Origin of the sequence: Algoriphagus sp. oki45, from assembly GCF_036245605.1 — a bacterium.
Lineage (GTDB): Bacteria > Bacteroidota > Bacteroidia > Cytophagales > Cyclobacteriaceae > Algoriphagus.
In genome coordinates this window covers 128752-142954 of sequence record NZ_BTPC01000005.1, presented here as the reverse complement: position 1 = coordinate 142954, position 14203 = coordinate 128752, and the positions used below count along the sequence as shown (strand labels likewise).

Annotated in this window: 11 protein-coding genes; 3 read left to right on the top strand and 8 right to left on the bottom strand. The window is 45.4% G+C overall.

Annotated features, from left to right (window positions below; all coding sequences use genetic code 11):
- Positions 1–109: 109 nt before the first annotated feature.
- Positions 110–2524, top strand: coding sequence for a penicillin acylase family protein (locus AAA942_RS18370; protein ID WP_338221762.1), 2415 nt, complete (start codon positions 110–112; stop codon positions 2522–2524).
- Positions 2525–2529: 5 nt separating this feature from the next.
- On the opposite strand, the gene AAA942_RS18365 is transcribed toward AAA942_RS18370, so the two are convergent.
- Positions 2530–5205, bottom strand: coding sequence for a TonB-dependent receptor (locus AAA942_RS18365; protein WP_338221761.1), 2676 nt, complete (start codon positions 5203–5205; stop codon positions 2530–2532).
- A 153-nt stretch (positions 5206–5358) separates the two neighbouring features.
- Positions 5359–6195: a GLPGLI family protein gene (locus AAA942_RS18360; protein ID WP_338221760.1), complete on the bottom strand. Its 837-nt coding sequence runs from the start codon at positions 6193–6195 to the stop codon at positions 5359–5361.
- Positions 6196–6313: 118 nt separating this feature from the next.
- Here AAA942_RS18360 and AAA942_RS18355 point away from each other — a divergent pair, with 118 nt between their 5' ends.
- Together AAA942_RS18355 and AAA942_RS18350 are read left to right on the top strand one after the other, a co-directional pair.
- Positions 6314–7846 (top strand): sensor histidine kinase, encoded by a 1533-nt coding sequence (locus AAA942_RS18355; RefSeq protein WP_338221759.1) that lies wholly within the window; start codon positions 6314–6316, stop codon positions 7844–7846.
- A complete protein-coding gene (locus tag AAA942_RS18350) occupies positions 7843–8523 on the top strand; it encodes a response regulator transcription factor (protein WP_338221758.1) in 681 nt (226 codons plus the stop codon). The genes AAA942_RS18355 and AAA942_RS18350 overlap by 4 nt, the downstream gene beginning before the upstream one ends.
- A gap of 178 nt (positions 8524–8701) precedes the next feature.
- Here the strand turns inward: AAA942_RS18350 and AAA942_RS18345 are convergent, their stop codons facing one another.
- From AAA942_RS18345 to AAA942_RS18320, 6 genes are all read right to left on the bottom strand, one after another.
- Positions 8702–9427, bottom strand: a complete 726-nt coding sequence (locus AAA942_RS18345; RefSeq protein ID WP_338221757.1) for a hypothetical protein — start codon at positions 9425–9427, stop codon at positions 8702–8704.
- Positions 9428–9431: 4 nt separating this feature from the next.
- A complete protein-coding gene (locus AAA942_RS18340) occupies positions 9432–10643 on the bottom strand; it encodes a hypothetical protein (protein WP_338221756.1) in 1212 nt (403 codons plus the stop codon).
- A gap of 382 nt (positions 10644–11025) precedes the next feature.
- The gene (locus tag AAA942_RS18335; protein ID WP_338221755.1) at positions 11026–12435 is read right to left on the bottom strand and encodes a sulfatase; all 1410 of its coding nucleotides are present in this window, start codon (positions 12433–12435) and stop codon (positions 11026–11028) included.
- A gap of 57 nt (positions 12436–12492) precedes the next feature.
- Complete coding sequence (locus AAA942_RS18330; protein ID WP_338221754.1) at positions 12493–12645, bottom strand: hypothetical protein; 153 nt, start codon at positions 12643–12645, stop codon at positions 12493–12495.
- Between the two features lie 35 nt (positions 12646–12680).
- Positions 12681–13376, bottom strand: coding sequence for a DUF2490 domain-containing protein (locus AAA942_RS18325; protein WP_338221753.1), 696 nt, complete (start codon positions 13374–13376; stop codon positions 12681–12683).
- Positions 13377–13401: 25 nt separating this feature from the next.
- Entirely contained in the window at positions 13402–14181 is a 780-nt protein-coding gene (locus AAA942_RS18320) for a carbonic anhydrase (RefSeq protein ID WP_338221752.1), read from the bottom strand.
- Positions 14182–14203: the final 22 nt, after the last annotated feature.

The window sequence follows — 14203 nt, the reverse complement described above, 5'->3', positions numbered from 1 at the left end:
CACAGAAAAAGAAAACGACGCTTATATCTCTACTTTTCAAGTATCCTTTTCCTTGGATGGCTTTGCACTTTTCCCATTAATTTCAAAATTGAAAGAAAACCACCACCCCATGAATCACAGAAATCACCTGCTTTCCTTTGCGGTTGCTTTTCTTTTTTTCTCCTGCTCTGAAAAAAAAGAAACCAGCCTCCCTCACCTCCAAGCCGAGGTCGAAGTCATTCGGGATGAAAACGGGATCAATCATATTTTCGCCCAAAATGAAGAAGACCTGTTCTTCATGCAGGGCTACTTAGCAGCCAAAGACCGACTTTTTCAATTTGAAATCTGGAGAAGGCAAGCCACTGGAACGATGGCAGAAATCCTCGGCGAACGGGAATTGGAGCGGGATAAGGGTGTCCGGCTTTTTAAATTTCGAGGAAAAAAAGAAGCCGAACTTCGACATTACCATCCCCGGGGAGTGGAAATCGTGGATGCTTTCGTGTCAGGTGTCAATGCCTACATCACAGAAGCTAACGCCAATCCTGAAACCCTCCCGATTGAATTTCAAATGCTGGGTATCCAGCCCCAACCTTGGACTTGGGAAGTGGTGATCTCGCGGCATCAGGGACTTTTAGAGAATGTCGCCGATGAGTTAACTATCAGCCGGGTAGTAAGTAAAATCGGTCCTGAAGCTGCCGAGAAGCTTTACTTTTTTCACCCCAACAAACCCAATTTGAATCTGGATCCGGAAATCCCTGAAGAACTTCTTTTCAAAGATATTTTAGCGCCCTATCAGGCTTTTCGAGGTCGTGTAGAATTCCAGCCGGAAGACCTTTTGCCCGAATTCCGGGGAAAAGAAAAAGAGGTAGAATTAGCTTTAGCTGAGCTTCAGGTGGAGATGAAAACCACCTTGGAAACGGATGCATTTGCTCAAGGATCCAATAATTGGGTGCTCAGCGGCACCAAGACCGTGAGCGGATTTCCTTATATGGCCAATGATCCCCACCGATTGCAAGCTGCTCCTTCGCTCCGCTATTGGGTGCACCTGAATGCACCGGGTTGGAATGTGGTCGGAGGTGGTGAACCTGTCATTCCGGGCGTCTCTATCGGTCACAATGAGTACGGGGCTTGGGGCTTGACGATTTTCTCCACAGACAATGAAGACCTTCGCGTGTATGATATCCATCCTGAAAACCCATTCCAATACCGCTATAAGGGCGAATGGCTGGAGATGAGCAAAATCATGGATACGATCAAAGTCAAAGGTCAAGGAAACCGCTTAGTATCCCACTATTACACGATTCATGGACCGGTAACCTTCATCGATGAAGAATTGAACAAGGCCGTAGCAGTTCAATGCGCTTGGCTGGAACCGGGTTCGGCCCCTTATCTCGCCAGTCTGAAAATGGACCAATCCCAAAACTGGGAGGAATTCCGTGATGCCTGCACCTACAATTATATACCAGCCGAAAATATGGTTTGGGCAGATCGGGAAGGAAATATCGGTTGGCAGGCCACGGGAATAGCTCCTGTTCGGAAGGGGTTTTCCGGTCTCGTACCTACGATGGGTGATGGCCGATACGAATGGGAGGGCTATTTGCCGATAGCAGACCGACCTCATGCCTTCAATCCCGAATCGGGTTTTATTTCCACCGCCAACCAAAATGTGGCCCCTTCCGATTATCCTTTTCCGGAAGCACTCGGCTACGAATGGGCAGATAATTTCCGCGGAGAACGGATCAAAGAAGTCTTGAGTCAGGACAAAAAGTTCAGCTTGGAAGAAATGGGCGCTTTACAGAATGACTATTTGGCTTTGCCCGCCAGAAAGCTTGTTCCCTTTTTGGAAAGACTGACCCTGGAAAGCGGTCGTGCCGACTCCCTTCGAAAGGCTTTGCTTTCTTGGGATTACATTTTAGCCACGGAATCCGTCGAGGCGGGTGTCTATGTGATGTGGGAACGAGAGTTGAGGAAAAAAGCCGTTGAAATCGCCGTTCCTGAAAATGTACGAAGCTTGGTAGGAAGTATAGCAATGACGCGGGTCATCGAATGGGTGAGCAATCCTTCCCTGATTTTCAGCTCCAATCCTGAGCAATCCAGAGACGCTTGGCTGGCAGAATCCTTTTCAGTGGCTATTTCAGCGCTGGAAAAGAAACTCGGCCCGAATCCTCAAAACTGGCTATACGGTCAAAAAGACTACAAGCATGCTTTGATTTACCACCCTTTGGGCAGAATCGTGTCCGAGGAGTGGCAGGCCAAATTGAATGCAGGCCCTTTACCACGAGGTGGATATAGCTACACACCGGGTGCCAATGCCTATGGAGACAACAATACCTCTGGGGCTTCCTTCCGGATTTTGGTGGATACGGAAGATTGGGAAAAGACCCGAGGCATCAATACCCCGGGCCAATCCGGCAATCCCGAAAGTCCTTTCTACAAAAACCTCTTTCCGGTCTGGGCAAAAGATGAATTTGTATCCATCCCCTATTCCAAGGAATCGGTGAAAAGTAAGGCAGCTGAGGTTCAGGTCTTTTCTCTCGGAAAATAACCGACTTACAAATCAAACTTCACCGTCAGCAAGCCATACCTAGGCTGGACGAGGTAGGAAAAGGTGCTGATCAGGTTTTCGTTGAAGCTGTCTCTGCGGATGGATCGGGTATCCAGAATATTCCAAACGGACAATTTGAACTCCCAAGGGCTCTTTTTCCCCTGATAAATCAAGAAAGCATTCAGAAAATCGAAGTCGCTTTGGGTAGATACCGCCTTGTTCAGGTAAGTATTGTAAGTATAATCCGCTTTTAGCTTCAGCCCTTTCACAATGTCCAGATCGATTTCCACCTTGGGGCTATGTGTGGTAAAGGTGTTTTCAATCGGTCCAGAAGTGTAACTATTGGTGGTGAAGGAATAGCCCAGGTCTACCTCCAAGACCTTAAAGAAAGTCGTGGTCAGTTTGGTGTCGTAAGTTTGGGAAAATTGCTGATTCTGAGTGAGTCTTTCGTCCAAAATCAAATTGGTGGAAAAGGCATTCCACTGCCCCCCTACTTCGAATTTGAGCTTATTCAGGGACTTGTCCATTCGCAAATCTCCATTCAGGGTTTCGTTGACCGGTTCAATATTTACCAAGGAAAGCAGGCGATTAATCCCCGAGAAATCCGTGGTGCCGGTGATCTCATCTCGCTTTCGGCTGTAATTCAGATTACCGAATACAGTCAAACCTGAAAACATATCGAAGTGCGTATAGCTCAGGCTGTGATTGGTAAAAATCCCATTATCCAGTGCCCGATTTCCCTGAAAAATCGCATTGTAATCCTGCAGGACAAAGCCTTGAGCCAGTTTTTGGATATCCATAAAGTTGGCTTCTGTCTGGTATCGATAGGTCAGGGATCGGTTGGATTTCACATTCCATTTGGCATAAAGGCCGGGCAAAGCGAGGATTTTGTCATAGTTCAGCTCATTGGCAAACTGCTGATCTCTCCAGGCATACCGGTGCAAGTAAACAGAGGGGCTGATGATCCATTTTTTCCATTTGGTCTTCCAAGTCATCCCCAAGTACAAGTCCTGAAGTCCAAACTCATTCGCATTGTCAAACTCTCCAAATTCAGCCTGTGAGTTTTCTTGACTGAGACTTCCATCTAGGGTTTGGGCTAGATTTTGGTAGCCCAGTGTCCAATTCAGATGGTTGGTCGGATTCAGGATGTAGTAGTAATTGAAGGCTCCTTCCAGGGTCTGAGTGGTGATTTCCTGATTTTGGAAAAAGCGGTAAGATTCCCGGTCGCCTATCGGATACAGTCCCAGTAAAGGTTTCAAATTGGTCTGTAGATCGAAGAGTGGGTCGTTGAACTTGCGTTCGACATTGAATTCCGCAGAAAAGACATGCTGCTCACTCGGGGCATGGAAATAATCCAGCCGATGCTGCCAACTGTAAGGGTCTCTGGAATTGATGGCTCCGATGTTTTGGACATTTTCCCCGAAAATGGAATTCAGCAGATTGCTGTTATCGATGGAAGATAATTTGCCAAAAAAGCTGTATTTCAGATAGGTTTCTTCTTTGGGAGTGAAGGTCAGGGAATATTTCCCGAGACCGGATTTATTCTCTACCCGGCTAGCAGAGTTGAGGATTTCCTGGGTATTTTCCTCGGCATTCAGATAGGTTCTCAGTGAGCTGCTTCCCAGTTGATTGTCGGAGGCCGAGGCAATCAGGAAGCCAGAGTGTCTCCATTTTTTACTCGGAGAAAAGTTGAAATTCAAGGCTCCTAAGTGGGTTTTCAGATCAAAAGCATTGGTTCTGCTGGCCAATGGGATTCCCAAATCCTCACTGCTCATCTGAACCCGGGAACCTGCTCTCCCACCCAATCCTGCCATTCCTCCGCTAAATCGGAAATAATCCTGCAGCGTGAAGGTCTGCTCTCCCACATTATTGCTACCGCCGATCAGGTTCACATTGAGTTTGGGGGCGTAGTAGAAGGTATTGGCATGACCCAAATACCGCTCCTGAGGTCCTGCCCCTGCCGTCAAGTCTCCAAAGACCATATTCTTTTTCCCTTCCTTCAGCTGGATATTCAGGGCTAAAGTTTCGTCATTGTCCAAGCCCCGAACAGGGGAAATCTCATTGAAATTTTTCAAGACCTGCACCCGATCCACGGCATTGGCAGGAAGGTTTTTGGTTGCCAGCTTGGTGTCTCCGTCAAAGAAGGTTTTCCCGTCCACAAGCACTTTGTCCACTTTTTTGCCCTGAACTTTCACCTCTCCATTTTCATCCACCTGAAATCCCGGAAGCTTTTCCAGCACATCTTCCAGCTTCCGCTCATTTCCCGTGGTAAAGGCATCCGTCTTGTAAGTCAGCGTGTCTCCCTTCATGGTGACGGGAAGCTCGGACACCACTTCGACCAAGCCCAACTCCGTATCGGCCTGCTCCAGGACAATCAGCATGGGCTTTTCGGAATCCCATTCCTTGATTGCCATTTCAAACTGTCGAAATCCGACGAAAGAAACCCGAAGCAAGTATTCATTGCCCGGGGCCAAGGTGATTTTGAATCTTCCCTCGTCATTGGATATCCCAAAGCCACCGATCTTTTGGGTGCTTTGGTTGATCGCCACCACATTGGCATAGGGAATCGGGCGATTGAGTGAGTCTAGGACTTGCCCAATCAGGGGCTTGCTTTGGCCGAAGGTCGAAAAAGCATATCCCAGAAAAAAGGCAAAGAGAATCAGTCTTTTGGAAAAAAGCATGTTGGTTTAGTCTTATGAAGTGGTAAAGTTGGAAGGTTGGAAAGTTGGAAAGATGCTTTGACTCTGTAAATCCTCCGGCAAATCGAGAATGGAAAGGATTATGACTTTACTAAGCCCGACATCGGACATCGGTCAACCGACATCGGACTTACATCAATTCCCAATCCGTATTGTAAATTGATTTCCGTCTCCGGACTTGCCTTGATAGCGGTTCATCATCTGCTTCATGCCTTCTTCCTGAACCGCCCGAAATTCTTCCCTCGTCACTTCCTTGCCCCGCTTGGGACGGACGATAGCCACCGGTTCGGCAGATGGATTCAGCTCGATTTTTTGGCAAATGAGCGTTCTCCCTGAGTTTTGCACTTCCAAAATCAGCCCTGGCAATCCAAAAAGATTTTCCGGTCCATGTGGAACGGGGATTTCTGGTGTAAACCACGCCGTCACCTGAATAGTATCCTTCACATTTTCCATTTCGGTCATTCCTGTGGAAAAGCGCTGAGAATCTACGATTCGTGTATAGGTTGCTTTTTGAGCGGTATAGTCCCCGATTTTTTTGGTTTCTCCGGTGAGTTCCCATTCAGCAGGCTCTAGGCCATCTTTGACCAAAAATTCCTTTCCCATCATTTCCTGCTCCTGTTCGTAGGTTTGCTCGGCGATATTTTTGTACAAAACCCGATCCTGACTGCCCTGATTGATCACGATCTGCATGCCGCCGGAGGAAGCTGTAGCCGGACCTCCGCCGAGGCTTTCGACCTGCTTCCAGTTGGACTCGATGGGGTTGAATGAAAGCACATACTCTCGCTCCATCTGCTTTTTGAGCTGGGCTTGGATTTCGGCCATTTGCTCGGGCGCCATTTGGGAGGAGTCCATTTCAAATTTGAAGGAAGAGGTAGACTTATAATAAGCCCGGCCGGTAAGACCTTGGGCCAAACTGGTGGTGACTGCTGCGGTCATCATCAAGAGTGTCCCGAAAAGAAATTTGAGTTTCATAGCTACGTGTTTTTTTACTTTGCAAATCAAATAAAGCACTTTCAAACACACCGTTAAGTACTGTTAACGAGTGTTAATCCGGGTTTTTCGCAGAAAAATATCCTCCTACCTTCGTAAAGTGAAAAAGCTGGAATTCAAACGGATCGGGATTTTAATCGGAGTGACTTTGCTCATCGCCATCGGGATGCAGACCTGGAGAATTGTATCTCAATTTGAATTGATCCAAACCCAACTACAAAGTGATATTCAGGAAAGTCTGGACCATTCGGTAGAAAATTACTTTGCAGACCTGGCCAAAACGGATGTGATTGCTCTGACGGATATTCCTGAAAGAGGTGATGAAGTATCCGACAGTCTGACCACCTTCACTCAAATTCGGGTCAACAAAGTAGACAGTGTAGACGGGCTTATCAATCGGGTCGCCAGAAGTCAACGAATATTTGAAACGATTCAGGATGGAGAAAAGGCAGGATTTGATTCTATTTTTTGGAAAAACCTTGAAAATGACTCCAGTTCCGGCTTAGTCCTGCTCGATTCCTCCCGAAGAATCGCATTGGATGAAAAAAACAGACTTCAGGTATTTTTTGGAAAAGATCAAGCAGACAGCATCAATAAACTGAAGATTTTCACCAGCAAAATCATCATCTCGATCACCCGGGACAGTTTGGATTTTGACAGAATCAATGCCTTTCTATTCAAGGAACTGGATCGGCGAGGAATTGACATCAACTACCGGCTGTACCAGCTTTCCGGTAAGGCAAAAGAAGACAGTCTCCTGCTCAGTTCTAAGGAAAAGATGCCTTTTCAGGTGACTTCCAGATCTACTTTTCTGCCTCCCGGACAAATTCTGGAAATGCATTTTGAGAATACCGCTTTGACCATTTTGAAAAGAGGCATGACTGAAATTGTGATTTCACTGGGGTTTTTGGCCATTATTGCCTACGCGTTTTACTACCTCTATCAGACGATCAAAAACCAAAAGGAAATCGCTGAAATCAAGCAGGACCTGATCGGAAATATCACCCACGAATTCAAAACCCCCATCGCCACAACCCTCTCGGCTATCGAAGGAATTGAAGTCTTCAATCCCGAAAATGATCAGGAAAAAACCAAGCGGTACTTGGGCATCTCCAAATCCCAAATGCTCAAACTGAACCAGATGGTGGAAAAACTGCTGGAAACAGCCACACTGGATTCCGATCAATTGGTCATGAAAAAGGAGGCCATCGAGCCCGAGCCTATGCTGAGGCAATTGGTGCAGAAGTTCCAGACCTTGGCTCCGGAAAAGCAATTCGACCTGATTCTCCCTGCCAACCCACAACCAATTTTCGCAGATCCCTTCCATTTCGAAAATGTAATTTCCAACCTGCTCGACAACGCTATTAAATACGGTGGAGACTCAATCCGAATCTGCTTGGATCAAAACGGCTTGCATAAAATCCGCATTCACGACAATGGCGGAAATATCAGTCCGGAACAAAAAGAGCGGGTTTTTGAGCAGTTTTACCGCATTCCCAAAGGAGACATCCACGATGTGAAAGGGTTTGGAATCGGATTGTACTACGTGAAAAAGATCTTAGAAAAGCACGAGGGACGGATCGAACTGGAAACCGGAAAGAAATCGACCACCTTTATCACCTATTGGCCATGAGCAAAATCAACGTACTGCTTGCCGAGGATGAACTGGCTCTTGGCATGATCATTCAGGAAAGTCTGGAGAGCCGGGATTTTAAGGTCAGACTGTGTGAAAACGGACAGAAAGCTTGGGAAAGCTACCAATCCCAAAAGCCAGATATCTTGGTCTTGGATGTGATGATGCCGAAAAAGGACGGATTTTCCCTTGCTGCCGAAATCCGCAAAATCGATTCCCACACCCCGATCATTTTCCTGACTTCGAAAAGCCAAACCGAAGACGTGGTCAAAGGCTTTGGACTCGGGGCCAATGACTATGTGCGCAAGCCTTTCAGCATGGAGGAACTTATCGTGCGGATCAAAGCGCATTTGGATCGACTCCGAACCCGGCAGAATCAAAGTGACTGGATTGCAGTGGGCAAGTATGAATTTCATCCCACTCGCCAACTTCTCAAATTCGATGACACTGAGACTCCCCTAACAGCCCGGGAAAGCCAACTGCTCCAGATGCTTTTGGAAAATGCTAATGACATCACCGATCGCACGCTGATTCTGAATCAGATCTGGGGTTCGGACGACTTTTTCAATGCCCGCAGCATGGATGTTTTTATCACCAAGCTTCGAAAAAAGCTGCAAGACGACCCGGAAATTCAGATTCTGAATGTGAGGGGATATGGGTTTAAGCTGGTTTGTTGAAACTTTTTCGGATTACAAATCCAACGATAGGAAATTCGAGATTGCAAATCTCGAATAGCGGATTGGTGTGTTGATATTCGAACTTTTCCAAAGTTTCGAACTTTGGAAAAGTTGACCCCAAACAAAAAAGACCTGAAACCAAGGAGGCTTCAGGTCTTCCTGATTATAATATTGGAGATCAATCTTTCTCTTTTTTCAGCCCGAGAGAATAATATAGCCCTAGCCTTGTCGATTGAATTCGCCTTTGAAAATTATAACTCTGACCATAAAGCTCATAATCCGTACTGATCGATCGACTCATATTTTCAGATCTGAAGAGTGTCAATCCAAAGCGTTTATACTCCATCGATATCCCATACTGATAGTTCATGTAGAAGGGATTGGGGATTGTTTCCACAGCATTAATTACATCCAGAATTTCCTGAGTCCAGTCTATTCCCTGAGGCACTTCGAGTTTGAAGGGCTCAAAATCCTGTATTGACCAGACCGGTACTGCTGCTAATTCCAAAATTAATTTGAATTGATTCTTCTTGACAAGGACATAGCTTATTCCCACCGGGAATTCGAAATTGTAGGTGGTAGTAAGCCCTCCTTTTGTGATAATGGGGCTATGTTTAGGAAATGATTCAGATGTATATCTTGCAAGCAAAGAAAGGTAAGATCTATAATATTGAACACCAAAGCTGGAACGAAATCGCTCAGAAAGAGCCCATTCAATTTTAAAGGATGGTATCAAAAAATAATCTCCCTTTTCGGTTTGCTCAAAAACAGAAACTGAATCAATTTGAACTACTGAATTGCTAAACGAGTATTCTCTCCCAGTGGCAATCCCAAATTTTAGGTTTTGCCCCAAGGCTTCAAGGTTTAATCCAAGAAACAATAACATCAATATTCTAATCTTCATGTGATTAGTCTATCCTTAGAACAAAATCTATCTGACCTGTCGTATACATTTTAGCGTCAGCACCTGTAGCATCATTACAATATTCTACAGGAGTCATGCCTAAATACTCATCGTTGTCAGAGGTAACTACGGTTTCTGTCCTAGTGTACTCGATCCCTGTTATTGGGTCCTTGTAGTTTACTTCCTGCTCATCTGTCACAGAGTCACCCGGATCATACTCATACCATTGTATTGTCATAGTCTGAGAATAATCCAATTTTACCCAATTAAAAATCTCTAAGTTACTAGGAAAAACCCACTCGGTCTTGCAATTAAATACACTACAATCTTTCCACTTACTCCGATCTACTTTTGGAATAAATTTTTTTATCTGGGCCAAATTTGATTGACTTGATCCGGTAAAGACGATAAAGAAAACTTCCGGCGCACCATCTGCCCAGTTTGAAGCTTCATTCAACCATCCCATCGTGGTAAATCTTACCCGGTCTATTCTTTCCCAATTGGAATTTAAATCGCGGTCACAACCAGTGGAACCACCCACGCCCCCAGGAGGATTGTCAATTAAACCACCACCACCACAGTAGTAATCCGTATAAAAGTAATAGTCATTTGTCCCATCGCTGAAATAAGGAGTAGCACTCTGCAGACAGGCATCTCCACTTTGGATTCGGGCTGCAGGATTTTTGGGAACTTTGACCAATCGCTCATTTTGGCTAATTACCAGCACAGGTATATCAGGTACAATTCGGGTATCATATTCTGAAACCGACCCATCTTCGGAAATCATGGGAACGAAAGGATTTGCTTCTAAATCCTGTTCGGGAGCTATATAGAGCACAGGAATCCCTTCTTCAATCTCAGAAAAATCAATCAGCCGCTCTTCTGGTCCTCTTAAGGCCACCTGCATCAGCGGATCAAATTCCAAGGAAGGCTCTGTCGTCCTAAAGTTGGATTGACTTCCAAACAAAGCCTCCTCAAAGGTGATGGACTTTGAATTGGGTCCGCCAAGTGATTCACCCTTGGTCGTGTAATACAGAAAGTTCAAATCTCCGTCAAACTGGTCTTGGATGTTTTCCGAGACAAACTTTCGAATAGATTCCTCCTGCAACCCGTTGCCTAATGCAGCAGCAAATCTCAAACCTGGATCTTTGGGATTAATACCCAATTTCTCCGCTTGAGCTTCTAATGCCAGTTGGGAATCAGGTACAGATTCCATCTCGCTACAGGAAAAAAGCAGCAAACCGGACACGATGACAGGAAAGACCTTTTTTCCCGCTTTTACAAAATCCCATTCTCCTTTGAATGGGGGGGGGGGTAGTTGTTAACATAAAACTTAAAATTAGTTGTTATAAAATAATTACTACAATTAAAAAAACTTACCTGAAAACGAACAAATATTTTGATAGAAAATCTTGAAATTAGTTGATTGTTTTTTCTATGTCCAAATCTGTAAAATTAAATTTTTCTTTTTTTACCAAGAATTACTTTTTATTCTTAAAAGTTTTGAGCATCCACGGATTAAAGGAAAGTATGGCTTAAACGACCCGGAAATCCAGATTCTGAATGTGCGGGGGTATGGGTTTAAGTTGGTGTGTTGATTACTTCTCTTGCGGCATCCTCGCCCCAGTCTCCCTCCACCAGTTTTCCAGCTTAGTCTTGAGTTCCGATACAACAAAGGGCAACTGATTGGCTAGGTTGGTTTGCTCCTTGGGGTCATTGGCCAGGTCATACAGCTCCACTCCGTCCCCGTCGAAAAAATAAATCAGCTTATAATCTCCCGACCGGACGATCGAGTAAGGCAAAACGTCCGGAGTACGGTAATGCGGAAAATGCCAAAACAAATCACGGGGGACCACAGAATTCTCTTCAAGCAACAATGGCTTCAAACTCACTCCGTCGCCGACTGCCGAATTGTCTCCCAAAAAATCCAAAATAGTAGGAATCCAGTCCATGGTGATAATCGGAGTGTCGACAATCGTACCTGCAGGGATCTTATTCAGCCAAGACACGATCGTAGGCACCCGAATGCCTCCTTCGTAGGGATAGCCTTTGAAGGACCGCAGGCCCAGATTGACCGTCACCGGATTTTCGGGATTCCCAATCAGGCCGCCATTGTCAGAGGTAAAGATGATCAGGGTCTTTTCCCGCAGTCCCAACTGCTCCAATTCAGCCAGAACCTTTCCTACATTTTGATCAAGGTTTTCGACCAAGGCCGCGTAGGTCGGATTTCTTTGTACTCCGGCTTCTTTGCTTTTGTACTTTTCTACCAAATCCTCCGGCCCCATGATCGGAGTATGCACCGCATAGGGCGCCCAGTGGATAAAAAACGGATTTTGTTTATTTCCCTTCAAAAAGCCAACGATCTCATCCCCTTCCCTATCGGTCAAAAACTCGCCTTTCTTTCTCGGAAGTACATTTTTAAGCATATAGTCCGGATTTCCATTGGGAGATAGATAGGGATCAAAATAGCTGGGAGGCTGTCCCAAGTCATTGCCACCGATATTGATCTGAAACCCCTGATCTTCGGGAAGATAGCCCTCTTCTCCCAGATGCCATTTGCCCACGTGTAGGGTGCGGTATCCCAGCTGAAGTAGGCGTTCGGGAAGGGTGATTTCTTCCAAAGGCAAAAAGCCCTGAATCTTAGGAGTCTTCAGGGGCTTATCCTCAAAGACTTCGTATTCCCCGGGATTTCCGGAGGTGGAATAGCCTTGAAATTTGGCTCGAATCCAGTCAGTGATCCCCAGTCGGGCCGGATATTTCCCGGTAAGCAATGCGGCTCGGGTCGGGGAGCAAATAGCCGCTGCGGCGTAGGATTGGATGAATCGCATTCCCTCTGCTGCTAGCCCGTCAAGATTGGGGGTTTCATAAAAGTCGCTCCCAAAAACGCCCAGATCTGTGGCTCCCAAATCGTCTACATGGATCAGGAGGATATTGATTTTTTCCCTTCCTTGAGCAAAAGCTTGAAGAGAAAAAAGAATTAAACAGATAATTATCAGGTTTTTACTCATTTCGAACCAGATTAACAGAGGATTTATAGGTAAGATAAAATCATTTAATTAAAAAATTCAGCCATTGCCGATGAAGTGTCCGTTGATATCAGTGTTGTTTTCAAAGTAAGGTTTATTCAGTTTAGTCCCAAAAGTCAGGGGAATTCGGGAAGACAGGCCAAGGTCTTCCCGAGCCTCTGCACCATAGTTCGAAAAGATGCAAAATTTCATAAAAAAAGCCCGAAATGTTCGGGCTTTTTACTTTTTCAAAAACTATGATGAAGGCTCAATTGCAATTGACCTTTACTCCATTGACTGGTGGTCTGATTCATCCAACCTGTCTGCAGGCGCAGATTATCACGAATTCCATATCCAAGACCCAAATAAGTTCGGTTTCGGTCAAATCGCTCCACTTCCCTTCCTCCTCCGATATCGGTTTGCCCGTTGATGAAGATTTCATTGTACAAAGCTAGATAAAGGACACTTTTCTTCAACTCGGTACCATTCAAAGGTACATTGACAAAAAGGTTGTACCGATAGCGGGTACGAAAATCTTGGTTCTCTACCCATCGCTGTTCGTATCGAAATCGATGAGTCAGGATGAATCTCCCTCCTACCTTTTGAGGCAGTAGGACTTCCTGATAAATCCGATTTTCCGGAACAGCATTCCTCCCCTCACCAAACTCCCCGGAGGAAATGAATGCATAGCCTAGGGTGAACATCACATTGGCATTTTGTGGACGGTAGGTAAATCCTGTCCTCAGCAGTAACTGTTCTTGGTCACCCCCCAAATCCCAGTATCGAAACTGGTAATCCCCCTGAATACCAAAGCCTTTATTCCCTATTTTTTTGGTAAAGAAATACATATACCAAGCTCCCAGCTGATCCTCATCCGGTCCGGACTGAGCCCAGGCAGGCATAGCCATAAGAGCAAAGAAAAACAGAATTACTACTTTTTTCATTGGATTCATTTAGTCTTTCATCTGCTTATTTGCTGGCCAATGAAGCATTGAAAGCCGGCAAGGAGGTGATGGTTTCCTCGATAAAATTCACATATCCCGTTTGCAAATCATAAACCGCTCCAACAATTAGGATATCCTCCCCGTCAAATTTTCTACTGAGTACAGGTTCCAATCCTCTCAGCATTTTGACTTGTTCGATTACGTTTTCCTTAATGGCTACATCAAGAACCTCTTTGGCTGGAAGGTTTTGTGCTTTGGCCCGAAGAGATGCGGGTTTGATGGAATTGATCAGGGTAACTACGTGACCCGGAGGATTGGCTGGCAGCTTCATGGCTGCATCCACTGCTCCACAGGACTGATGGCCAAGTACTACGATGAGCCGGGTTTTCAAGACTTCCACGGCATATTCTATTGTCCCAAAGGATGCTTCAGCCATCACCTGACCCGCAGTACGGGTGATAAACAAATCCCCCACCCCTTGGTCGAAGATGATCTCATTGGGTACACGGCTATCTGCACAACCAATGATTATGGCAAATGGCGCCTGACCAGCTTCTGTGTTCTTCAGGTCCTGATCGGTTTGCCTAGGATTGATACTCTTATCTTCCGCAAAGCGACGATTTCCGTAGATCAGCTTTTTTAGTCCATATACCGGATCAGCATAGGCACTGTCACGGTCTGCGAAATATTGGTTTTTCTCCAAATTGAGGAATTTTTCTACAGAAGGAGAAATTACCTGTCCTGACAAAAGGCCCGGAGAAAAGGAAAGGAAGGCAAGAATTATATAAATAAGTTTAGTTTTCATGATGTTGTTTTTTTGGAAAAGG

Coding starts and splice junctions, on each gene's coding strand:
- AAA942_RS18365 (WP_338221761.1), bottom strand. CDS start 5,205: ATGCTTTTTTCCAAAAGACTGATTCTCTTTGCCTTTTTTCTGGGATAT.
- AAA942_RS18335 (WP_338221755.1), bottom strand. CDS start 12,435: ATGAGTAAAAACCTGATAATTATCTGTTTAATTCTTTTTTCTCTTCAA.
- AAA942_RS18330 (WP_338221754.1), bottom strand. CDS start 12,645: ATGAAATTTTGCATCTTTTCGAACTATGGTGCAGAGGCTCGGGAAGAC.
- AAA942_RS18370 (WP_338221762.1), top strand. CDS start 110: ATGAATCACAGAAATCACCTGCTTTCCTTTGCGGTTGCTTTTCTTTTT.
- AAA942_RS18345 (WP_338221757.1), bottom strand. CDS start 9,427: ATGAAGATTAGAATATTGATGTTATTGTTTCTTGGATTAAACCTTGAA.
- AAA942_RS18320 (WP_338221752.1), bottom strand. CDS start 14,181: ATGAAAACTAAACTTATTTATATAATTCTTGCCTTCCTTTCCTTTTCT.
- AAA942_RS18360 (WP_338221760.1), bottom strand. CDS start 6,195: ATGAAACTCAAATTTCTTTTCGGGACACTCTTGATGATGACCGCAGCA.
- AAA942_RS18325 (WP_338221753.1), bottom strand. CDS start 13,376: ATGAAAAAAGTAGTAATTCTGTTTTTCTTTGCTCTTATGGCTATGCCT.
- AAA942_RS18340 (WP_338221756.1), bottom strand. CDS start 10,643: ATGGAATCTGTACCTGATTCCCAACTGGCATTAGAAGCTCAAGCGGAG.
- AAA942_RS18350 (WP_338221758.1), top strand. CDS start 7,843: ATGAGCAAAATCAACGTACTGCTTGCCGAGGATGAACTGGCTCTTGGC.